We start from the raw sequence: 21,881 nt of genomic DNA on the forward strand, positions 1-21,881 counted from the left end.
CGGTCGGATACTTACGGCGCGATGATCGGCTGCATCCGGTACACTTCGCGGGCTGCGACCATCTTTTCCGTTGCGCTGCGATATTCCTTGTAATGGTCGCTATCCAGATGCGCTTGCGCGGCCTCCGCGTTTTCCCAACGCTCGTAAAAAATGAACGTATGCGAATCTTCGAGCGACTCGTTCAGCACGTATTCCAGGCAACCTTGCTCGGTGCGGCTGAGGCCGACGACTTTGATCAGCTCGCCGCGCAGGTCGTGTGCCCGGCCGGGCTTGGCTTTGATAATGGCGGTTACGGTGATGGCTTCCATAGGATTCTCCTCCGTTTGTGAAAAAATGGTCGGTGATGCCTTCTTTTAGGGCGTGTACACAAACTCAACGACGTGTATCTTTTGCTGCCTTTTCGCCCTCCGCCGCGTCAGTTTCCCTTGACGTGCCCCGGCACGCCTTCGGAAAACTTCCTTGCTGAGAACGAAAAATCAGCAAAATCTACTTCCGTCGGAGTTTGCGTACACGCCCTAAGCCATTAACTCGATTGGGCAGTGTTGACTCACGAGCCGCTTTTGACGCTTTTGCTTCTTTTCCAGAAAAAGAACGCCGCGCCTCCGACCACCAGCACGCCGATAATCACGTAGACCACGTTGGAGAAGACGTCTATTTGTCCGACGACGCTTTCCCACGATTCGCCTACGGCGCTGCCGATGTAGGTCAGGATCGTATTCCACAGCAGCGAGCCAATGGTGGTCAGCAGCAGGAAGGAGAACAGGTTCATGCGCACGCTGCCTGCCGGAATAGAGATCAAACTGCGGACGAGCGGCACGAGGCGGCACAGGAACACGGCCCATTTGCCGAACCGGTCGAACCAGCCGTAGGCTTTGCCGACGTCTTCTTTTTTCAGGCGGAGCCATTTGCCGTATTTCTCGATCAAGCGCTCCATGCGTTCCTGCTTCATGATCGCGCCGATCGCGTACAACACCGCGGCTCCGAACACCGATCCCAGCGTGGACGCGATGATGACGCCCCAGATGCTCATGTCGGTCTGCGTCGTCATAAAGCCGCCGAACGTCAGAATGACTTCAGACGGAATCGGCGGGAAAATATTTTCCAGGGCGATCAGCAAAAAGATGCCGAAGTAACCCCAGTCGTTCATAAAGTCGGTAATCCAATTTTCCACGTTCTGCTCACCTCGACTTTCGGATTTGACGGGATTCCGGCTCCCGGATTTGCATGCCGTCACGCGATCAGTCGCATGGTCGAACGTCGAATGTTATCCGAACGGTTTCGAGTCGAGACATGCGTCTTGCGCGTCGGGCGATCGTGCAGGCTTTGGTGTCGGTTTCGGCATCTAGTATGAATATGTAAATATCGATATATTTTCAGAAAAAGAACGAAATTTTCAATTCTGGGTACGAGAAGGCGCTTGAGGGCAGGGGGGGCCGGTACCCGCCGCGATGTCCTCCTCATGATCTTAAAGGATGCGCGAAGGCGGTTGCAAGTTTGGCGGCTTACCGACACGCGCGCCCGATTTGAAAGGCTTCATCACCGTTTTACCCATAAAAATATTCCATCACCCTAAAAATCGCGAAAAGACGGGAATTCTCGCTTTTAGCGAACGCTTGTTTGCCGTACAATAGAAGAAACAGGCAGGACTTGCGATTTTGCGAAAGGAGGACGCACGCGGTGAAAATCGATCGATTGCTCGCGATGACCATTCTATTGTTGAACCGGGAACGAATCAGTGCCGGCGCGTTGGCAGAACGATTTGAGGTATCGACCAAAACCATTTATCGGGATATCGAGACCTTATGTCGCGCCGGAATTCCGATCGTATCGCATCAGGGCATGAGCGGCGGATTCGAATTGATGGAGCGGTATACGATCGGTCGGCAGATGCTGAGTCCGGGCGAGATCGAGGCTTTGCGCGCTGCGGTCAAGGGAGCGGCGAGCGTGCTGGATGATCAGACTTTTGCCGATCTGGCGGACAAGGTGCAAGCGCTGCTCGGCGGAGGAACGGAAGCCCGGGGGCCGGGCGTGATCTTCGATCTGAATGCGTGGAGCGGTCATGCGTCCACTCGCGATCGCGTCGAATGCTTGAGACAAGCGGCCCGCGAGTCCCGAAGAGTGGAAGTTCGCTATCTGAATATGAACGGAAAAGAAAGTCGGCGTCTGCTGGAACCCGCCATGCTGCTGATGAAAGGCGGCATCTGGTACTTGCAGGCTTATTGTTTGCTGCGCAAGGAATTTCGGATCTTCCGTCTGTCGCGCATGCTGGAGCTGCGCGAGACGGGCGAACCTTTTATACCGAAAGCCGCGCCTGTAATCGATACGTACGAGTGGAGCGACGATTGGGACAGTATGCCGAGGATTGCGGTATCGCTGCGATTTTGCGCGGAAGTTCGGCTGCGGGTCACGGACGGGTTCGAAGCCTCGCTGATGACCGAACTTGAAAACGGCAGCGTGCGAATCGCAGGGAATTTCACGATGGACGAATGGTTTTACGGCATGCTGCTCAGTTACGGGGATCGCGTTACGGTGGAGTCTCCGTTGGTTGTTGCCGAGGAACTGGTGCGGCGGGCAAGGCGGATCGTGGACTCTTACGCGGGAATCGTGCATGCGGATCAACGCGGGGAACCGCAAAAAAAAGACGGCCTGCAAACTTCGAGCAACGTGGACATGGAGGTGTCCGCGTTCTAAGCGTATGATAGCGGAAAATGACCGATAGAGAGGAAGATTTTCCGTGAGCATCGCCAAATACCTGCCTGACCACGACTCCAAGATTTTTGCTTCCCGATCCGCTTTCGCTTTGACCGGGTTCGCGGCGCGCACGACCAATGCTGCCGAGTTCGGGCCGAACGGCAAGATTCCCGAACTGTGGCGTACGTACTATCAAAGCGGCCTCCCGCTGGATTCCTCGGTGCGCAAACCGCACTTGATCTACGCGCTGTACACCGATTACGAAAGCGACGCTTCCGGCGCCTACACGCTGGTCATCGGCCACGAATCGGCAGTCGCCGACGGCCCGACGCCGATCGAACGAAGACGCTTCGCGGAAGACGAGTCCGAGCGTCTGCGCGCTCTGGTGCCGGAAAGCCGATACCGAATTTTTCGCACGCGGCGCGGGCCTATTGCCGAAGTGGTAGCCGAGAAGTGGGGCGAGATCTGGTCTTATTACGAAAACTCGTCCGAACGCAGATCCTACACCGGCGATTTCGAACTGTACGACACCCGCGGCTTCGATCCGGAAGCAGCCGAAGTCTCAATCTATATCGCGGTGAGGTGAAGCGGGAGGCGCTGCGGGAGAAATTCGTTCAAGGCGCTGTCTCACGCAGAAAGCCTGCGGCTTTCCGCGTTCAAAGGCGCCTTTCACTGAATTTCTCCCTCCGCTGCACGCTTCAAGTTTTTTTGTAAACAGAAAGCCCTGCCGTATTTGGCAGGGCTTGTTTGTTTTTATACACAAAAATAAAAAAGGAGGCTGAAAGGATCGCGAAGCTATTCTTGATCTGTAGCGAAAGTCTTTTCGCTGAGCGAAGCAACAGTGGAGGGGGAAGTTCAGTGTAGAAGCGTTAGCGTTCGCCTTTGAAATCGAGAAAAAACCATAAATAGGTTCAATCCCTTTTCTCGATTTCAACACGCGATCGAAACGAACTTTCCCCGCAACGCCCAGCTTCGCCCCGAACAGGACTTTCCCTACGCAGTCAAGGATCACGAAGCCATCCTTACTCCAAGCATCCGTACTCCAAGCATCCTTACTCCGACGGAGTCAGAGAGAGAAGCCGGTCGATGTCCGAAGCGGGAACGGGACGGCCGAACAGGAAGCCTTGCATCTCCACGCATTCGATCGAACGAAGGATCTCGGCCTGGTTTTCGCTTTCGACGCCTTCGGCGATGACGCTCATTTCCAGGGTGCGGGCCAGATCGATGATATGGGACACGATTTTTCGGTTGACCTGGCGATTTTCGAGCTTGCTGGTGAATTGTCTGGCGATCTTGAGCTTATCGATCGGGAAGCTCTCCAGGTAAGACAACGAAGAATAGCCCGTTCCGAAGTCGTCGATCGAGATCGTCAATCCGAGCTGCTTGAGCTCGCTCAGGCGCGACAATACCAGCTCCGGCTGCTCGAGCGCCGCTGACTCCGTGATTTCGAGGTCGAGCAGCTCGGGGGCAAGGCCCGTTTCGCGCAGGACCCCGGCGATCTGTCCGACGATGTCCGGTTGATGCAGCTGTCTCGGCGACAGATTGACGCCTACTTTGATCGGCGTGCCGGCGTCGCTCCATTGCTTGGCTTGGCGGCAGGCCTGCTTCAGCACCCAGGCTCCGATCGTCAAAATCTGGCCGCTTTCTTCGGCGATCGGAATGAATTCGACCGGCGAGATCGGACCGAATGTCGGATGGTTCCAACGAATGAGTGCTTCGACGCCTTTCAACTGCCTTGAAGCGGAATCGATCTGAGGTTGGTAATGAAGCAGCAGGCGATCTTCTTCGAGCGCCTGTCCCAAATCTTTTTCCAAAATAAATTTCCGCGAAAAAGCGGGATCGGTTTCGCAGTACATCCGATGATGGCCTTTGCCGCCGTACTTGACCTGGTATAGCGCGATGTCGGCTTTTTTCATTAAGCCTACCGGCGTTTCGTCGTCGATCGGGTACACCGACAAGCCGATGCTCGGCAGCGCGACGATCTCTTGTTCCGCAAGAGCGTGCGGCGGGCTCAAAGCGTCCAAAATAACCTGCGCGGCCGCCCGGGCGCCTTCTTTGCCGTCGATGCCGCGCAGGATCAGCGTGAATTCGTCGCCGCCCTGCCGGGCGACCGTATCATTCGCGCCGATGCAGAGCCTGAGACGTTCGCTCACGGAAATCAGCAGGCGGTCGCCGACGTCGTGCCCGAGCGTATCGTTGACGTTTTTGAAGCGGTCCAGATCAATAAACACGACGGCGAACGTCTCGCCCGCCTCGCGAGACCGCTCGATCGTTTCTTTCAACTCGGCGTCGAACGAAGCGCGGTTGGGCAGCCCCGTCAGCGCATCGTGATAAGCCAGGTAGCGAATCCGTTCCTCGTTCCGCTTGTTCTCCGTGATGTCGCGTCCGATCCCGAAAACGCCCACGATCCGGTCTCGCACGCGAATCGGGATATGCGTCACGCTGACGGTGCTGATCCGTCCGCTCAAGCTGCGGATTTCGCCTTCGTAACGTTCCGCTTCGCCCGATCTGACGGCCGACATGTAATCTTCTGTTTGCGCCGGACGGTCGCTCAGCACGAATTCGGTATGGGGCATGCCGATCAGCTGCTCGCGGCCGCAGTCCAGCAGTTCCGACGCGGCCGCGTTCGCGCTGTCGAAATTCCCGTTCGGATCGAGCGAATAGACGGCGTCCGGATGATATTCGAACAGGGATTTGTACCGTTCTTCGCTTAGTTCGAGTTCTTGCGTTTTGCGGTAGACGCTGATCAGAAGATCGTGATTTTCGAAAATGATCAGCAGTTGGCGGACAATGACGAGCAGGATCGAAATGCCGGTGCCGATCGTGAAAGCATCGATGCCGGCCGAGCCCGAAATCATGAACGAAAAAAGAATCAACACGTTCAAATAAGGCAAAACGATCCGGGGAATGTCCAGGCGTTCGACGCCGGTTTCCGAGGTTTCGGCAATCGGCTGCTTTGAAAGTTCGGGTCGCTGGATAAAGCCGGCATAGCCGACCAACAGCAGGCTAAGCATGAAAAACGGATCAACGAAGCTGCCGGAATCGTACGATTCCGCGGACAGCAAATATAAATAAACCGAGTCGACGCCCGCCTGAGTCACGAGACCCAGAAAAATGAACAGAATGATCCGACGGGGAAATATTTTGCGCGCGCCCCAGTACAAGCTCATCGCGCCGAACAGCAGCGCGAGGTCGGTGATCGGATATGACAAGTTGACGATCATCGTCAAACTCGAGAGTTTGCTTTCGTGCAAGACCGGAGCGATCAGGTAGTGCCAACTGAAGGTGGCGGCGACGGTCATGACGATCATGATATCGAACACCAGCTTGAATGCTCCGTAGCTTTTTTTCAGCCGGATAAACGGATAAACGAAAGCCGCCAAATAACAAACAACCTGCAAAATATAGAAAAAATCGGTCCAGCCGGGGGAAGGAGGATCGATTCGCAGCACTTTTTCTTCATACAACCAAAAGGATTCGGCGATGAAATAATTGAAGCACCCCAAGGAAAGCAGCATCCAAAAGGTCTTTTTTTCTCCGCATGTTCGTTTGGCAGCTCCAAACAGCCATAAAGCGGCGATCAGGCTTCCGGCCACGGAAAGGATGTCTCCTCCCCAGGTCGCCATATTGTCGTTGCCGTTCCAAATCAAGATCCACGTATAATAAAAGCCCGTAAAAAGAAGCACAAAAAGAAGAGCGGCGATGTGTTTGACTGAAGTGCGCATGAATGGTTCCCTCTTTTTTATATAGTTCTTTAGTTCTATGCTTATCATAGTCTATCTTTTAATTAATCGGTACGAAAAAAAGAAATATTAGAAAAATAAACTCATAGCAAGCAAGATTAGGTAACCGAATCGGATCAGCGGGACACTATAGAGAAGAAAACTATTGAAGGAGGACGAACACGCGTGGAAGAATGGGTGGAAAAAGCAAAACGCGGCGAGCCTGAAGCCTATGAAAAACTGTTCCGGCAGTACCGCAAAATGGCTTACGCCGCCGCTTACGACAAGCTGGGCGATGCGCAGTCGTCGGAAGACGCCGTGCAGGAAGCCTTCGCGGAAGCGTTCGAAGGACTGCAAGCCTTGCAGCAGCCGAAAGCTTTTCCGGGGTGGCTCCGGACGATCGTCCAAAGGAGGGCGATCCGGCTGATCCGGCGCAAAAAAATCCCCGCACTTCCGATCGGGGAAAGCTTTTCGGATTTCTCGGACAAAGAAGGCAGCGCGGAAGAAATCGCGGAGCGGCGCGAGACGAAACGCATGCTGTACGATTCGGTCGAAGAACTGCCGGAAACCCAACGTCTGGCGGTGCGGCTTTTCTATTTCGAAGGTTGCCGGACGAAGGATATCGCGGTTTTTCTGGATATATCGGAATCGGCGCTCAAAAAAAGATTGTTCGATGCCCGGGCCAAGCTGAGATCGGCGCTGCACGTTTCGGACTTTTCCGCCGCGTTCCGCGACTTGCATGAAGGAGGCAAACATATGCTGCATATCGTAAACGGAGATCATACCGCAGACCTGCTGCGTCAAGCGGGAATCGAAGGCGAGGTGCTGGTGTGGCGGGAGCTTTATCCGTTCGGACCGGTTTTCGCGGACATGGAAGAAGCGTCGGCCCGTTTCGCGCGTGCCGAAGTGTTGGAGCAGGATCTGGGCATTCCGCGTGCGCTTTATTTGGACGGCTGCGCAGAGCAGGAGCGCAAGCTGCGCGAGCTTGAGCGCTTCGAAGAAGCCGTGCTGTGGTTCGAACATGATTTGTTCGATCAGGCCATGTTGGCTTTGCTGCTGAATCGGATCGGACGGATGCAGCGGGGTCGGACCCGCATCAGCCTGCTCTGCATCGGCGAGTTTCCGGGCATCGAAGTTTTCCGCGGGCTTGGGCAGCTGAAGCCCGAACAGCTTCGAACCCTTTCCGGCACCTGGCAGCCGGTCGGCGAAGCGCAGTTCGCGCTCGCGTCGCGCTTCTGGACGGCATACAGCTCGCCGGATCCGGAAGAGCATGTCCGCTTCCTGGCGGCGGACACCGAAGCCCTGCCGTTTGCCCGCGCCGCTTTCGAAGCGCATCTGGCGCGGCTGCCGTCCGCCTTCGATGGAATCGGCAGCATCCAGCGCGCGGCCCTGGAAGCCGCCGCCTCCGGCGCTGCCGCGCCCGGCGAGCTGTTTCGGCTCGCCGCGGACAAGCTGGTCGCCCTCGGCCTGGGCGACCTGGAATTCTGGCGGCATCTGGAACTGATGTCCGCCGGGCCGTCTCCGCTGCTTCGCCTAAGCGGAGACGGCAGCTTTCCGAAGTACGGCCAATCCCCGCCGGACTTCGGAAAACGCGAGTTCGAGCCGTCTGCGCTCGGACGGCAGATCCTGGCCGGAGAAGTCCCCGCGCCGCAAGACGCGGGCGCCTATCCGGAATGGGCGGGCGGACTGCGTCTCGCCGGACCCGACGCCCCGCGTTGGGACGCGCGAGCCAAGCGGATCGTCCGGGCGAACGGCGATTGAAGCCCAAACGGCCGAACCCTGACAGGTTCCGGCTGTTTCGCGCGTGTCAGGGATTCTTTTTCCGGGTAGTACGTTGTCAGCCATGAAATTCGTAACCGAAGCGGGTTCGGCGCGTATAAACGGAAAGAATACATGACGCGCAAAGCGGATCGCTTGGCGCGGATCAGGAGGAAACCCATGACGAACGAACAAGAAGAGACCGGACGCGAAGAATCGGAGCCGAAGCAAGCCGTGCCCGATAGTGAGCAGGAGTTGCAGGCCGCTTTGAAAGAAATCGAGAAGTGGACGAAAAGCCAGCGCAAGCTGCCGATCTGGGACCGGATCGCGAGCATTCCGTTCAAGCTGTTGGACAAAGTAACGCCCAAATTCATTCACGAAAAGATCGGCGGTTTGTTGGACGAACTGGGCAACTACGTGCAAAACGGCGGCAAATATCTGATTGCCCGTCGTCATGTAACCGGCGTATTGGAAGGGGCCGCGCGCAAGAGGCATTTGCCGGAGACCGGACCTTATCCGCTTGCCGTCATGGACGAAGCGGCAAAGCGGCTGTCCGGGGAAAGCCGCAATGTGGCAACTGCCCAAGGAGCGACGACGGGCGTCGGCGGGATTTTCACGCTCGCTGCGGATATTCCGGCCGTGCTCGGCTTGTCGCTGAAAGTGATCCAGGAGATCGGGCTGTGCTACGGCTACGACGCCAACGACAAAGCCGAGCGGGTCTTCGCCGTCAAGGTTCTCCAGTTTACCTCCTCCGATATCGTGGGCAAGCAGGCCGTGCTGGAAGAATTGAACCTCAAAGCAGGCGAGGACGGCAAGCTGCCGCCTTCGGTTACCGCCATGTCGAAGATTCAAGGCTGGCGCGAGGTAGTCACCACGTACCGCGACAGTTGGGGATGGAAAAAGCTGCTGCAAGCCGTTCCGGTCGCCGGCATCGTGTTCGGCGCCGTGGCGAACCGTCAGACGCTTAGCGACGTCTCGGAAGCCGCCCATATGCTGTACCGCAAAAGACGGGTTTTGGAACGGTTGGACGCTTTGGAGAAATCGGATTCGTAGCACGGGAGCGGCAGAAGCGCGAAGGCGCAGGTCTGCCGCTTTTTTTCGCCTTGATTGAGACAAGCTATTAGGCGGTTAATGCTGTGTAAGAGAGCGAGTACGACGGGAAGACGCACGGGATGGTCCGCATTCTCGCCGACATCAAGGAGGAACAGGCATGCAGTGGAAAGGGAGAAGAGCGAGCCGCAACGTCGAAGACCAGCGGGGTCGAAGCGGCGGCGGAGGTTTAATGGTCGGAGGCGGCTTAGGCGTCGGCGGGATCGTGATCGTCATTATCGTCATGCTGCTCGGCGGCAATCCGTCCGACCTGCTGAACGGCGGCGCTTCGACGCAGCAAACGCAGACGCAATCGCAATCGGCCGCCAATTACCAAGGAACGGTGGAGGAAGAAGAATTGGCCGACTTCGTCTCGGTCGTATTGGCCGACACGGAGGACGTGTGGGGCCGGATTTTTCAGGAAAACGGAATGACCTATCGCAATCCGAAGCTCGTCCTGTTTACCGGCAGCGTGCAATCCGCATGCGGAACTGCCAGCTCGGCAGTCGGGCCGTTTTACTGCCCCGGCGACGAAAAGCTGTATATCGACCTGAGCTTTTACGACGAGTTGAAACAGCAGTTCAACGCGCCGGGCGATTTCGCGATGGCTTACGTCGTGGCGCACGAAGTCGGACACCATGTGCAAAATCTGCTCGGTACGAGCGGCAAAGTCGATCGCCTGCGCCAAACGCTCAGCAAAACGGAGTATAACAAGTACTCCGTCAAGCTGGAGCTTCAGGCGGACTATTACGCGGGGGTATGGGCGCATTACGAACAAGGACAGAACCTGCTGGAGCAGGGAGACCTCGATGAAGCGTTGACGGCCGCAAGCGCCGTGGGAGACGACAGCATCCAGCTTCAATCGCAGGGTTACGTCGTGCCGGACAGCTTCACCCACGGAACGTCCGAACAGCGCAAAAGCTGGTTTTACAAAGGATTCGAAAGCGGCACGATCCAAGGCGGCGACACGTTCGGCGGCAGCTTTTGATCGGCAACCGTCAATCGGTAGAGCAAACGATATAAATGTTGACGAAATAGCAGCATTTTTGCGCAAAATCAGGCATTATATAAAAAATGTTGACTCTATGCCAGATCTGTTGATTAACCATTTTCAGGGAATTCTATCCCGTGTAGCAGATAAAGATTCCACTCGACAGGCAATCGATTGAGCTTCAATAATCGATCGAATTGCGCCACCGTCAAAGAAGCCGAAGGATGCACGCGTTGGCTGCCTTGCTTGAACACAAATTGCAGAAGCACATAGCTAAGCAAAGCTGTATACAACTGCCCGTACACCGCGTTCGGCGTGGTGCCGAACAGATTTTTGACGTTCAAATGCTGCTTGACCCAGCGAAACAGCACTTCAATTTGCCAACGTGTGCGATAGATTTCGGCGATGCGTTCCGGCGAATGGGTATGCAGATTGGTCGCCAAAATCACCGGTTTTCCATTCGGATCGAGCAGATGCACAATCCGGAAACGGTGCTGCGTTAATGTCGCAGAGCTCCCGACCCGACACGTGAAGTCCCGTTGAATCGACCCGCCCCACGGTTTTTTCCGTTCGCGAGGCGTGACCTCTTGGAAACAGGTATTGTCTCGAAGTCGGATCACGAAAAACTGACGTTTCTCGGCTTCTTCGTACGCGTCAAATCGCTTGTGTTTGCCGTACGCTCGATCCGCCACCAAAATAAAATCTGGATCAGTTACGCTTGGGGCATGTGTGGAGTCGTGTTCGCGAGAAATCGTTTCGGTCACCCGGTGCAGACGATGTTCTTCCGGCAAAAAGGCCACATGGAGCTTCACGCCAGCCTTTTGGTTATGAAGAGGTGCCCAAGGCAGGCGGGTTTCGCCCACATTGACTTGCGTCGAATCGACCAGAAGCAGTTCTTTCGGTAAACCAATTCGGCGTTTGACGGTACGGCTGCACTTTTCAATCGCCAAGTGAAGCAAGCGTTTAAAGAGGTCGAACGGCACGTCTTTCGCTTTTTTGGATAGCGTCGAATGGTCGACCGGAGTCAGTCCGCTGGCCGCAAGGCGCGGCTCGGCGTCACGATACCCGCTCCACTTTTGGTGGGCAGCTTCCGCTAAGAACAAAAATAAATCATAGACTTTGAACTTGCGAGCCGTGTCGAGGTAACCGATGTCCGTGAGCAACTCTCCGAGTTGCTCACGGGGGAAAACCGATTGCAGGACCGATTGGAATGAAGTAGACTTTGTCATGAGGTCGCCTCGTTTCTCTGGGTGTAGGGGTACAACCAGCGTAACAAACAAGGCGCCTCTTTTCTATTTTTTGGTTAATCAACAGGCCTAACTCTATGCACACATTTTGCTGCCAAAAGCGTTAAAAACGCTCGATTTAGCGTGAAATGTGCACAAAAAGTCAACCTTCGAAGCAAAATAACCGATTTGCTTGCCTATATGTTGACGAATCGTCAACAATTTTGCGTAGCCGTCGGCACAAAAAGAATCGTATTCGGCGAATCCCGTCATGTCCCGCAATGATCATCCGCGCGGCGTTAGGCGATACGCTGAATAGGCCGCCTTTTCATCCGTCATACGAGCAGCCTAAGAACCTTCTTTTCCGCTTTACGGCGGATTCGAAGGTTCTTTTTTGACGTGATCCGCATGCTATTGCGCCGCACGGGCGTCAGGGAAGCAGGCATCAAAGAATCAAGCCGATGCCGATCGCCGACAGCTTACTCCGCCGCATTATACCCGCCGACCCGGGTTTGATCATTGTTCGTGCTTGTTTTGTCCTCGGCGGGCTCGACCGTCACTGCATTTTCCATCGCTGGTTCTTCCTTTGCTCGGCCTGCGGAAGCACTCTTCGCCGCATCGCCCTGCGCTCCGATTCCCGCCGCATCGACTGTCGCCGTACTGCCCACGGCCGCTGTTCCTTCTTCCACTGCCGCCTGCGTTTCCGGAAAACGCTTCGCGATCCATTCCGCGAACAGCGCGTAGTCCCGCTCCACGACGTCAGCGTACGCGTAGGCGAACTGGGAGATATGTTTGGCGAACGCGTCGGGGTCGTCCCCCATGGCGTCAGCAATTTCTTTTTCGCTATGATACGGCAAAATGCCCAAGCTCACGTCGAAGTCGGCACGCGCGTGCATCTTGGCGGTCAGTTGCCCCATGATCGTCAGCACGCGCTCCATATCCCCGGTCGTTTGCAGCGCTTCAAGCTTCAAACGCTTTTTGTACGGGGAGCGTTCGCGGGCATAGAAGTGGCGTCCGTCCATCGTCAGGAAGCCCAGATAAGGATCGGCTTCATGGTGCATCGCTTGTTGGGTAGCCGTTACGCGCTTACCTTGATGGACGAAAGTCTCCCAGAACGATTCGGAATACGGCATGAAGTAGGCGGGAACCGGTACGCGAACTTCTTTGACCTCCAGCACCGTATCATCCGAATCGCGGTCGCCTGTAGCCTCGGCCGTACCGCCTTCGATGAGCACGTAGAAGCGGTCCAATCCGATTGAAGCCGTACCTGAGCCGTGCTTCACCGCGACGTCTTTGATCCGGTAATGCTCTTCGCCCGGACGGCGGCACAGCAGCGTATCCATATAGAATCTCCATGCCTGCTCAAGCCCGCCGCGCTCGTTTTCGGTCGGTTCGACCAGCTCGTTGTTTTCCAGGAACGCGCGTCCGTCGCCGCTTTGCATCCGGGCCGTGACTTTTTCTAAAAAGTGGCCTTGCTGCCGCTTCTCCAGCTTTCGCAGGAGCTTGCGAACCGCCCCTTTGGCGCAGTCCGAATCGACGACGAAGTCGGCCGGATCGTCTTTGCGGGAAGCAAACTTGCCGATCTGCTTGTAGTAAGACCGTATGTAATGCGCCGCCGCATCGACTTGCTGTTCCGGCGTGTAACCGAGTTGGCGCCCGACCAGAACAATGCTCACGGTCATCCGTACGACGTCGTACAGGTAGGAGCCGACATAGCCTTCATCGAAGTCGTTCACGTCGTAGACGATACGCCCGTCTCCGCTCTGGAACGCGCCGAAGTTTTCGAAATGCAGATCGCCTTGTACCCAGGTCGGGCGATCTTTCGGCGTATGGTACGGGAAATATTGGCGCGTAACGTCGAAGTAGAACAGATAGGCGCTGCCGCGATAGAAGGAGAATGGGCTCAGCGCCATTTTGCGGTATTTCTCCGTGCGTTTGGCATCGTCAAGAGCCATACGCTCTCCGTCGAATTCGTCGAAGATCGAAATCAGCGTATCTTGGCGCAATTTTTTGCGCGTGCGCAGAACGCCTTCGGTAATGCTTGCATTGACAGTAGACATGAACCTTCACTCCTTCGAATTTTCTGCATGGAAAAGCATACGCGACGAACTAGTACCTTATCAACTCTTAATCATAGGATTATGTTTGCTGGAAACCCACACGCTTTAGGTGGGTTTCCGGCGGGCATAACCTTACTTTTAGCGTTGATAAGATACTTGTCCGAGGTTGCGGCAATCGTTTATTTTCATGGCGCGAAAGGTGATTCTGTGGTAGGATGGGCAGCGCCGGAAGCCTTTGACGCGACGGCGGGGCCGAGAGGCCATTTTCTATAGAGGACGTGAACCTAATGATTCTAGTTACTGTACCGAAGCCGGATGTCTCGATCGAAAAGCAGGAGAATCCGCAGCTTAGCCATATTTACGGATTTACCGACTTCCACCTGATCACGCGCGAAGAAGCCGGCATTTTCATGTTTTACGGCGAGAACGACGAACTGCTCTTCGTCGGCAAAGCCCGCAAGCTCAGACCCCGGATCAAAAAGCATTTCGAAGACAGCGTATCGCCGATGAAAAATCATCGCGAAGAAGTTCGCCGCATCGACGTCTGCCTGGTGGCCGATCCGACGCATCGCGAGATTTACGAGACGTTTTTGATCAACAACGGCCGTGCCAAATACAACGTCGATAAAGTCTTTTATAAATAAAGTTCGAATCGTCATATGCAAAAAGCCTGTCCTTCGAAAACGCGGTCTGCGCTCCGGGGACAGGCTTTTTCGTGCATCATTTTTAATGGTGGTTCCACTGATGGTCGCCCGACAAATATTTCTCGGTCAGGATCGACAGCAGCTGAATGCCCACTTCATTGTGACCGCCCTCCGGAATGATGAGGTCGGCGTATTTCTTCGAAGGTTCGATAAACGCTTCGTGCATCGGCTTGACCGTGCGCAGATATTGATCGTGCACGGAGCGGATGCTGCGTCCGCGATCTTCGATATCGCGCACGACGCGGCGAAGAATCCGCACGTCCGGGTCGGTATCGACGAAGACTTTGATGTCGAGCAGCGCACGAAGGTTCTCGTCCGACAAGACATGCAATCCTTCGATGATGACGATATTGTTGGGCTTCAGTTCCACGGTCTGATCGGCGGAACGGGCGTGCATGGTGAAGTCATAGACTGGCGCGTGAGCCACCTTGCCTTCTTTCAAATCGTTCAGGTGTTGGACCATCAGATCGTTGTCGAAAGCAAACGGGTGATCATAATTGATCGCTCCGCGCTCTTCGAAGCTAAGCTCCGGATGATCTTTATAATAGTTGTCCTGAGATATGAACGTAACTTTCCCGGCGCCGAGCCGGTCGATGACGGATCGTGCGACCGTCGTTTTGCCGGAACCGGTGCCGCCGGCGATACCAATAATGAGCATGGCGATCGATAAACCTCCCTAGGTTGATGGCCGATTGCAATTGTTTGCAATTTCAGTATTGTAGCACAGTATGCCCTTTTTTTCACCCGATTTTATTGCTTTTATTCAGACTCTTGCAAGAATGGATTGCGTGCTACCGAACCCGCCGCTACAATTGAGAAACGCGGATACGGCGGACGCATGTTTTCGGATCGATTTCATTTCGGAATTCTTCGATCATGTTTTCACGGAAGGCGATACACAGCATAAGAACGGGAGGCAGTTCCCTTGAAGCATAAAACCGGCAGCCCAAGCTTGAGCCGGCTGATCCGTCACTCCATGAATTCGTCCACGTTGTTCACTATTCTTGTATTTGCGGTCATTGTCACCATTTTGCTCTCCGTAGTCATTCGTCCCCTCGCACAGCTCGGCGCGCAATTGGTCGCACACTCCACCATGCGGGAGATGACGTCGCCGGCTTTCCCTGAAAATCACGGTATAGATCGATTGGAGGATCTTTCTCCGGCAGCCTCCGGTTTTGAACGTTGGTGGAAGACGGTTGAACGGCAAGAAGTCGTCAATTACCGAATTCCGGTAATCGACGGGGATGAGCCTTTGGCCTACGACGAAGGTCGCGAGATGCCCCGGGCGCTTCATACCGTCGACATTGTCGTTCAATTGGGAGACCGCGAATTGTACCGAAGTGCTTATCTGTCTCCCGAAGGCACGGCCGAGGAAGCTTTGCGCGAACGCAATTGGCTATATGATTATTTCAATAAGCCTTATCTGGCATCGATCCTGAATGACGACGGTCAGGAGATCGGATTGATTACCGCTCGAATTTACCCGCCCTTGCTTGTCGAAATCGTAGGGGTTACGGCCGTATTGATGCTGCTGCTTGGATTGGTATGTTTCTATGTCAATTATTTGCTTGGCAAATGGTTGATCGGCCCGCTGCTTCTCTCGCTGGGACAGCTCCGCAACGTGTTTCGCCGGCTGGCTGACGGAGACGTGGACGAGCTGTTTAATAAAGGAGTACGCATGGATCGTTCTTATTCGGAGATCGAGGAGATTGCCGTCGAAGCGGGACGAATTATCGATAATACGAAAATGTATATGGAACAACTGAAGGAAAAGAACGAAGAGCTGGAAGCGCAGAAAAAAGTGCTTACGCATCAAGCCACGATCGACGGGTTGACTGAACTGAACAACCGCCGCCATTTCCTCGAACTGATCGGGGGAAGGCTCGGCGAGCCCGGACTGATGCTCATGCTGCTCGATATCGACGATTTCAAGCGGATCAACGATACTTACGGCCATGCGGGAGGCGACGTGATCCTCGAAGGTTTCGCTTCCGTGTTGAAAGAAAGCTTCGGCGGAAAAGCGGTCGTCGGGCGTTTCGGAGGGGAAGAGTTCGCGGTCTTTTCGACGCTTTTGTCCGAAGAAGAAATGCGCTCGGGGGCGGAACGGCTGCGGGCGGCTATCCAATCTGCCGTATTCGATCTGCCGGGGAGCCGCTCGATCGGCGTGACGGCGAGCATCGGGGTCGCTTATGCGCCGCAAAACGTTCTGACGTTCGAAGAGCTATACCAACAGGCCGATGCCGCGTTGTACGCGTCCAAGCGTACGGGCAAAAACCGCGTGACGGTATTCGGCGAGAGTCCGTTCCGTCTGCCGGGTTGAAAAAGGTCGGCCCGGATGCGTAGACCGCCGCGCTCTTTTGATCCGTTCAAACCGGTTGCCCGTTTCGACGGATAGTTTGTGGGGAAACAGGAAGGAATGCGGGAGATCTCCGCCGAATCATTCAATACTTGGAGAAAAATTCAAGCTATTCCTTTTCCATCAATCTTGCCACTTCGCGAACAGGAGGTTCCTTCGAATTATGGACCAATCACAACATGAACAGGTGAGCGATAGTTTCGTCGTGCGGGCACTGGAAGAGAATCTAGCGATCATTCGTTTCGACAGGAGCCGCCGGGTCGTGTACGCCAACGACAATTTTGCGTCCGTCCTCGGTTATCGCAAAGAAAACATGATCGGCATGGACCATCGTCGTTTTTGCCTGCCCGAATTCGCCAACAGCCCCGAGTACGACCGTTTTTGGAAAGACCTGCTCAGCGGCAGCACGTTCGAGGACAAGGTGGAACGGGTCGCGGCGGACGGAAGAAGGCTGTGGCTTCAGGTCACGTACATGCCCGTGTTCGGCAGCAACCGGCAGGTGCTCGGCGTATGCAAAGTCGCGTCGAACATTACCGAACGGATCGACACCATTACTGCGGTAACGGGCGAGTTGGAACGGATGTCCGACGCGCTGCACGCCAAAGCGAACGCGGGCATACAGCGAAGCCATTCGCTGCTCGAAAGCATCGAGCAGATCGCGGAAGTGTCGGGCGAGAACATAACGACGCTGGAAAGCCTGCAGGAGCAGGCGGAATCGATCCGGGGCATCGTGCACACGATCCAGCAAATCGCTTCGCAGACAGGCCTGCTCGCCTTGAACGCGGCGATCGAGGCGGCCCATGCCGGCGAGCACGGCAAAGGCTTCAATATCGTCGCGAAAGAAGTGGGCAAGCTGTCCGGGAGGGTCGGCGAATCGATCGTGGAGGTGCGGCATACGATCGAGGGCATCGCGCGCGAAGTCGGCAATATCAGCCGCGGCACGAATCGCGCGCAAGGGACCGTGAACAAAAGCCAAAAAGAAATCCGGCTCGCGATCGAAGAACTTACGGAAATTTCGGCCGCTTCCGGCGAATTGGACGCGCAGGCCAAAAGATTTTCGGAATTGATCTAAACGCGAAAAAAATACGTATACCTTTGAGATGGACAAGACGAACCTTCGGTACGTCGTCAAACATTTCGAAGGTATTTTTTTATGTCGTCAAACAAAATTGCCCTAAGCAATCCGGCAAATTGTGCCGATATAGTTTTCAATAATTATTTCGGGAAATCTAGTTGTGTGAAACTTTTATTAATCCATCCAAAACGGAGGCTCGGTGATATCATGACACAGTTGAACGCGCAGCAAGCCGATGAACAGGTAAGCGATAGCTTGGTCGTTAAGGCGCTTGAACAAAATTTGGCTATCGTGCGGTTCGATCTGAATCGCCGGGTCGTCTACGTGAACGATAATTTTGCCAAAGTGCTCGGTTATTCCAAACAACAGATGCTGGGTATGGATCACCGGCAATTCTGCCTGCCCGAGTTCGCGAACAGTACGGCCTACGAAAAATTCTGGCGCGACTTGTTCGGCGGCCGCAGTTATGAAGACAAAATTCAGCGCGTCACCGCATCCGGCCGTCCGATCTGGCTGCAAGCGACCTATATGCCGGTTTTGGGCGAGAACGGCAAAGTGCTCGGCGTCTCGAAAGTCGCTTCGAACATCACCGAGCGGATTGAAACGATATCGACCGTCATGAGCGAGCTTCAGCAGATGTCCGACGGGCTTAATATTCGCGCCGAAGGCGGAATCGAACGCAGCCACGCGCTGCTGCAAAGCGTCGAACATATCGCGAAAGTATCGCAGGACAACATGAATACGCTGGCCAGCCTTCAGCGGCAGGCCGATTCCATTCGCGGCATCGTGCAGACGATTCAGGATATCGCGTCGCAAACGAGCCTGCTCGCGCTGAACGCGGCAATCGAAGCGGCGCATGCCGGCGAGCACGGCAGAGGTTTCGACATCGTCGCGAAAGAAGTACGCAAACTGGCGAACCGGGCCGGCGAATCGATCGTCGAAGTGCGGCGCAATATCGAAGGCATCACGAAAGAAGTCGATAACATGGCAAACGGAACGAACCTTGCGCAAAACACCGTTGCGGAAAGCCAGGAACAAATCCGGTTGGCGTTGGACGAGTTCGCCGAAATTTCGGCCGCTTCCGGCGAATTGGACGCGCAGGCCAAAGAATTCTCCAAACTGCTGTGACCGGGAGAAATCTTGAAAAAGGTCGGGCTTAATGCCTGACCTTTTTCCTCATACGACAAACGATGTCCGACCGAAATCTTTAATTCATCAGGCGAACAAGAATTTTGTCGAAAAATATAAAAAAATGTTAAAGGATGACGATATATAAGTTATAAAAAATTGCGCAAAATTAATTTGTGGAACAGGAGAGAGAAACATGAACATAAAACCATCAACGGGGGCCGACAACGATCTTGTCATGTCAGCCTTGGAAAAAAGCCTGGCCACGATCCGTTTCGACCTGAATCGCCGGGTCGTTCACGTCAACTCGAATTTTGCCGAAGCCATGGGTTATGCGCAGCGGGACATGATCGGCATGGACCATCGGCAGTTTTGTTTTCCGGAGTTCGCGAACGGGCCGAGTTACGAGAAGTTCTGGCGCGATCTTTTGGCAGGACGAAGTTATCAGGACAAAATCGAGCGAATGGACGCGAGAGGCGAGCGGATCTGGCTGGAAGCGACGTATATGCCTGTGCTCGACGATCAGGGCCGGGTAATCGAGGTCTTCAAAGTGGCGACCGACATCACCCGCCGCCAAAAAAATATCGAAGAAGTCGTCTCCGAACTTCAGCAGATGTCCGAAGGGCTGAATGTCCGTGCGGAATCCGGCATCGTTCGCAGTACGGAACTGCTGCAAAGCATCGAACGCATTTCGGAAGTATCGGAGAAAAACATTTCCACGTTATCGAGCCTGCAAAGCCAGGCGGAATCGATTCGCGGCATCGTGCAGACGATCCAGGAGATCGCTTCGCAAACCAGCCTGCTCGCTTTGAACGCGGCGATAGAAGCGGCGCATGCCGGCGAACATGGAAAAGGGTTCGATATCGTGGCGAAAGAAGTCCGTAAATTGGCAGGGAAAGTCAGCGAGTCGATCGTGGAAGTCCGCCGCAATATCGAAGGCATTACGAAGGAAGTCACGAACATCACGCAAGGCACGAATCAGGCGCAGGAAAATATCACGCGCAGCCATTCGCAAATCCGTACGGCCATGGAAGAATTCGAAGACATTTCGGCAGCGTCGGAACAGCTGGATGCGCGAGCGCGCGACTTCAACAACATCATCTAAACAGACGTTCATAAGGCGAAAAAGCCGAACATCGGATCGCGAAGCACGCGCTAATCCGAAAATACGGCTTTTTTTTCATGAGCTTGAATCGCCTATAATGGGAAGAAAAGAAACTTCTCAAGGAGGGCAACGGGATGAAATTGTCGATTCTGGACTATTCGGAGATTCGCTCGGAGGCTTCGTCGGAGATCGCTTTGCGCGAGACGGTCCGGCTTGCCCGGGCAGCGGAACAATGGGGCTATCACCGATACTGGGTATCCGAGCATCACGGGAACCGAGTGCTGGCAGGCTCGGCTCCGGAAGTTCTTGTCGCCTCATTGGCAGCATTGACGGAGGGTAAAATGCGCATCGGCTCCGGCGGCATCATGCTTCCGATGCACAGTCCGTTTAAAGTGGCGGAGAGCTTCTCGGTGCTGACGGCTCTTTACCCGGGGCGAATCGATCTGGGGATCGGTCGTTCCACCGGAGGAAGGGCGGAGACGTCCGCTGCGCTATTGGATGGTCGAAGCGGTTCGTTTAGCCGTTATCCGGAGCAGGTAAGCCGGTTGTCCGGACATATTCGGGGAGCGCTCACTCCCGCGGTGACGCCTGTGTCCGCTTCGCCACCCGACTTATGGCTATTGGGATCCAGCGAAAGCGGTGCGGACATTGCAGCCGCGAATGGACTAGGCTTGGCATTCGGACATTTTGTTCGGGGTCGGGCGGGGCGAGAAGCGGTACGAAGGTATCGAGAACGATTTGTTCCTTTTAACGCAGGCGACCGTCCGAAGGTGTTGGTGTCGCTGTTTGCCGTTTGCGGCCGAGATGAGCGTGAAGCGGAGAGGCTGGCACGGGTATTTGATCATTACCTGCTTGATATCGGAGAGGGCGGGCATCTGAATGCCGTACCGTCTCTGGCAGACGTCGAATCGATTGCATACACGGAGGCCCAAAAAGAGCAGATTCGAAAAGGGCGGGAGCGCATGGTCGTGGGCGATCCGTCCGGCGTTCGCAGACAATTGATTGCGCTGGCGGATCTATATGAGGCGGATGAAGTCATGCTGGCTACGGTATCTCCGGATTTCGAATTGAAGTTGCGCATGTATGAAATGCTGGCCGAAGCTTTTCGGTTGCGGCATGCGTGAAAATAAAATCCCCGGCTCGGAAGGAGCCGGGGATAGACATGCGGAAAAATTAGTGAGCGTAACGCGAAATCGTGTTTTCCAAAATTTCTGCGACGTACTGCGGACCGCGGCTAAGATCGCTGCGCGAAAGGCTCAGGCGTACGAGGCTTTCGTCGGTGCCCATCGCTTCGGAGAAGAATCCGCCAAGACCGCGAGCGCGGCGGTCGACCTCGAGCATCAGTTCCAGATCGCCGTTTTGCTGACGGAACAGCACCTCCAGTTCGTCGAGCTGACCGCGGAATTTGGTGGTCGGTACATATTCGAATTCTTGAACGAAGGACAGCGGCCCGCCCAAGCGAGGGGCGTAGTCGTTGGTTACTTCGCGCAAGCGGAAGCCCAACAATTCGATGGCGTCCAGCGCGACTTGAATTTCGTCGCTCGGCGTGACATTCAGCGCGTCGCGGTCGGTCGCATCGGCGGCACTCGGGATGTCCAAGCCGGTCTCTACCCATACGCCCGAGCTGCGCAGCGTGATCGGCGTGTATTCAGGCAGCGTGAACCGGAACGGAACTTCTTTGCGCTCTCCGGCACGAAGGGTAAAGCGGTCCGTTAACAGGAACTTGGTGATGGTCGCCGTTTCGCGCACTTTACGGTCATCATGCTCGCGGATATATTCCGATTTGATGAACAGATAGATGCGGTCCACCTGTTGATCCACTTGACCGCCCTCTATGTACACGATGCCCGAAATGTCTCCTCCTACCGGTACCTGAGCCGTATCGAGCACTGTATCTACTTTGGCGTTACCGATTCCGACGCTAGCCAGCATTTTTTTGAAAAAAGACATAAATATTCACCCTCCGTTTGATTGAT

18 protein-coding genes are annotated in these 21,881 nt (G+C 55.0%); 11 read left to right on the forward strand and 7 right to left on the reverse strand.

Translation table 11 applies throughout. From position 1 onward, the window contains the following. Positions 1-11: 11 nt before the first annotated feature. A complete protein-coding gene (locus SACSAC_RS11940) occupies positions 12-308 on the reverse strand; it encodes a putative quinol monooxygenase (protein WP_037286600.1) in 297 nt (98 codons plus the stop codon). 239 nt (positions 309-547) lie between these two features. Further along, positions 548-1,171 (reverse strand): DedA family protein, encoded by a 624-nt coding sequence (locus SACSAC_RS11945; RefSeq protein WP_037286603.1) that lies wholly within the window; start codon positions 1,169-1,171, stop codon positions 548-550. Between the two features lie 506 nt (positions 1,172-1,677). On the opposite strand from SACSAC_RS11945, the gene SACSAC_RS11950 reads away from it, so the two are divergent. Both SACSAC_RS11950 and SACSAC_RS11955 read left to right on the forward strand, forming a co-directional pair. Further along, positions 1,678-2,691, forward strand: a complete 1,014-nt coding sequence (locus tag SACSAC_RS11950) for a helix-turn-helix transcriptional regulator (RefSeq protein WP_084778026.1) — start codon at positions 1,678-1,680, stop codon at positions 2,689-2,691. A 43-nt stretch (positions 2,692-2,734) separates the two neighbouring features. Then, positions 2,735-3,277, forward strand: coding sequence for a GyrI-like domain-containing protein (locus SACSAC_RS11955; RefSeq protein WP_342666460.1), 543 nt, complete (start codon positions 2,735-2,737; stop codon positions 3,275-3,277). Positions 3,278-3,743: 466 nt separating this feature from the next. On the opposite strand, the gene SACSAC_RS11960 is transcribed toward SACSAC_RS11955, so the two are convergent. Then, positions 3,744-6,416 (reverse strand): DUF4084 domain-containing protein, encoded by a 2,673-nt coding sequence (locus SACSAC_RS11960; protein ID WP_037286604.1) that lies wholly within the window; start codon positions 6,414-6,416, stop codon positions 3,744-3,746. Positions 6,417-6,599: 183 nt separating this feature from the next. On the opposite strand from SACSAC_RS11960, the gene SACSAC_RS11965 reads away from it, so the two are divergent. The 3 genes from SACSAC_RS11965 (at position 6,600) to ypfJ (ending at position 10,248) form a co-directional block, all read left to right on the forward strand. Further along, positions 6,600-8,174, forward strand: a complete 1,575-nt coding sequence (locus SACSAC_RS11965) for a sigma-70 family RNA polymerase sigma factor (RefSeq protein ID WP_037286607.1) — start codon at positions 6,600-6,602, stop codon at positions 8,172-8,174. Between the two features lie 177 nt (positions 8,175-8,351). Next, the gene (locus SACSAC_RS11970; protein ID WP_051507065.1) at positions 8,352-9,224 is read left to right on the forward strand and encodes an EcsC family protein; all 873 of its coding nucleotides are present in this window, start codon (positions 8,352-8,354) and stop codon (positions 9,222-9,224) included. A 157-nt stretch (positions 9,225-9,381) separates the two neighbouring features. Continuing rightward, a complete protein-coding gene (gene ypfJ / locus SACSAC_RS11975) occupies positions 9,382-10,248 on the forward strand; it encodes a KPN_02809 family neutral zinc metallopeptidase (RefSeq protein WP_037286611.1) in 867 nt (288 codons plus the stop codon). 113 nt (positions 10,249-10,361) lie between these two features. Here the strand turns inward: ypfJ and SACSAC_RS11980 are convergent, their stop codons facing one another. Further along, complete coding sequence (locus SACSAC_RS11980; RefSeq protein ID WP_051506859.1) at positions 10,362-11,480, reverse strand: IS4 family transposase; 1,119 nt, start codon at positions 11,478-11,480, stop codon at positions 10,362-10,364. Positions 11,481-11,956: 476 nt separating this feature from the next. After that, positions 11,957-13,537, reverse strand: a complete 1,581-nt coding sequence (locus tag SACSAC_RS11985) for a DUF2252 domain-containing protein (protein ID WP_245608628.1) — start codon at positions 13,535-13,537, stop codon at positions 11,957-11,959. Positions 13,538-13,824: 287 nt separating this feature from the next. Between SACSAC_RS11985 and SACSAC_RS11990 the strand changes: the two genes are divergently transcribed. Next, a complete protein-coding gene (locus tag SACSAC_RS11990) occupies positions 13,825-14,181 on the forward strand; it encodes a nucleotide excision repair endonuclease (RefSeq protein WP_037286612.1) in 357 nt (118 codons plus the stop codon). An 82-nt stretch (positions 14,182-14,263) separates the two neighbouring features. Here the strand turns inward: SACSAC_RS11990 and udk are convergent, their stop codons facing one another. Continuing rightward, on the reverse strand, positions 14,264-14,899 hold the full coding sequence (gene udk / locus SACSAC_RS11995) for a uridine kinase (RefSeq protein ID WP_037286615.1): 636 nt from the start codon (positions 14,897-14,899) through the stop codon (positions 14,264-14,266). Positions 14,900-15,166: 267 nt separating this feature from the next. Here udk and SACSAC_RS27075 point away from each other — a divergent pair, with 267 nt between their 5' ends. From SACSAC_RS27075 to SACSAC_RS12020, 5 genes are all read left to right on the forward strand, one after another. Further along, the gene (locus tag SACSAC_RS27075; protein WP_051507066.1) at positions 15,167-16,561 is read left to right on the forward strand and encodes a GGDEF domain-containing protein; all 1,395 of its coding nucleotides are present in this window, start codon (positions 15,167-15,169) and stop codon (positions 16,559-16,561) included. A gap of 199 nt (positions 16,562-16,760) precedes the next feature. Next, positions 16,761-17,669: a methyl-accepting chemotaxis protein gene (locus SACSAC_RS12005; protein WP_037286618.1), complete on the forward strand. Its 909-nt coding sequence runs from the start codon at positions 16,761-16,763 to the stop codon at positions 17,667-17,669. Between the two features lie 210 nt (positions 17,670-17,879). After that, on the forward strand, positions 17,880-18,800 hold the full coding sequence (locus SACSAC_RS12010; RefSeq protein ID WP_037286621.1) for a methyl-accepting chemotaxis protein: 921 nt from the start codon (positions 17,880-17,882) through the stop codon (positions 18,798-18,800). A 196-nt stretch (positions 18,801-18,996) separates the two neighbouring features. Then, positions 18,997-19,905, forward strand: coding sequence for a methyl-accepting chemotaxis protein (locus SACSAC_RS12015; protein ID WP_037286624.1), 909 nt, complete (start codon positions 18,997-18,999; stop codon positions 19,903-19,905). A 134-nt stretch (positions 19,906-20,039) separates the two neighbouring features. Then, positions 20,040-21,029, forward strand: coding sequence for an LLM class flavin-dependent oxidoreductase (locus tag SACSAC_RS12020; RefSeq protein ID WP_037286627.1), 990 nt, complete (start codon positions 20,040-20,042; stop codon positions 21,027-21,029). Positions 21,030-21,078: 49 nt separating this feature from the next. Here SACSAC_RS12020 and SACSAC_RS12025 read toward each other — a convergent pair whose 3' ends face one another. Then, complete coding sequence (locus SACSAC_RS12025) at positions 21,079-21,855, reverse strand: sporulation protein (protein WP_037286630.1); 777 nt, start codon at positions 21,853-21,855, stop codon at positions 21,079-21,081. Positions 21,856-21,881: the final 26 nt, after the last annotated feature.

Origin of the sequence: Saccharibacillus sacchari DSM 19268, from assembly GCF_000585395.1 — a bacterium.
Classification (GTDB): domain Bacteria; phylum Bacillota; class Bacilli; order Paenibacillales; family Paenibacillaceae; genus Saccharibacillus; species Saccharibacillus sacchari.

Coding starts and splice junctions, on each gene's coding strand:
- SACSAC_RS11980 (WP_051506859.1), bottom strand. CDS start 11,480: ATGACAAAGTCTACTTCATTCCAATCGGTCCTGCAATCGGTTTTCCCC.
- SACSAC_RS11960 (WP_037286604.1), bottom strand. CDS start 6,416: ATGCGCACTTCAGTCAAACACATCGCCGCTCTTCTTTTTGTGCTTCTT.
- SACSAC_RS12010 (WP_037286621.1), top strand. CDS start 17,880: ATGACACAGTTGAACGCGCAGCAAGCCGATGAACAGGTAAGCGATAGC.
- SACSAC_RS11985 (WP_245608628.1), bottom strand. CDS start 13,537: ATGTCTACTGTCAATGCAAGCATTACCGAAGGCGTTCTGCGCACGCGC.
- SACSAC_RS12005 (WP_037286618.1), top strand. CDS start 16,761: ATGGACCAATCACAACATGAACAGGTGAGCGATAGTTTCGTCGTGCGG.
- udk (WP_037286615.1), bottom strand. CDS start 14,899: ATGCTCATTATTGGTATCGCCGGCGGCACCGGTTCCGGCAAAACGACG.
- SACSAC_RS12020 (WP_037286627.1), top strand. CDS start 20,040: ATGAAATTGTCGATTCTGGACTATTCGGAGATTCGCTCGGAGGCTTCG.
- ypfJ (WP_037286611.1), top strand. CDS start 9,382: ATGCAGTGGAAAGGGAGAAGAGCGAGCCGCAACGTCGAAGACCAGCGG.
- SACSAC_RS11970 (WP_051507065.1), top strand. CDS start 8,352: ATGACGAACGAACAAGAAGAGACCGGACGCGAAGAATCGGAGCCGAAG.
- SACSAC_RS12015 (WP_037286624.1), top strand. CDS start 18,997: ATGAACATAAAACCATCAACGGGGGCCGACAACGATCTTGTCATGTCA.
- SACSAC_RS11940 (WP_037286600.1), bottom strand. CDS start 308: ATGGAAGCCATCACCGTAACCGCCATTATCAAAGCCAAGCCCGGCCGG.
- SACSAC_RS12025 (WP_037286630.1), bottom strand. CDS start 21,855: ATGTCTTTTTTCAAAAAAATGCTGGCTAGCGTCGGAATCGGTAACGCC.
- SACSAC_RS11990 (WP_037286612.1), top strand. CDS start 13,825: ATGATTCTAGTTACTGTACCGAAGCCGGATGTCTCGATCGAAAAGCAG.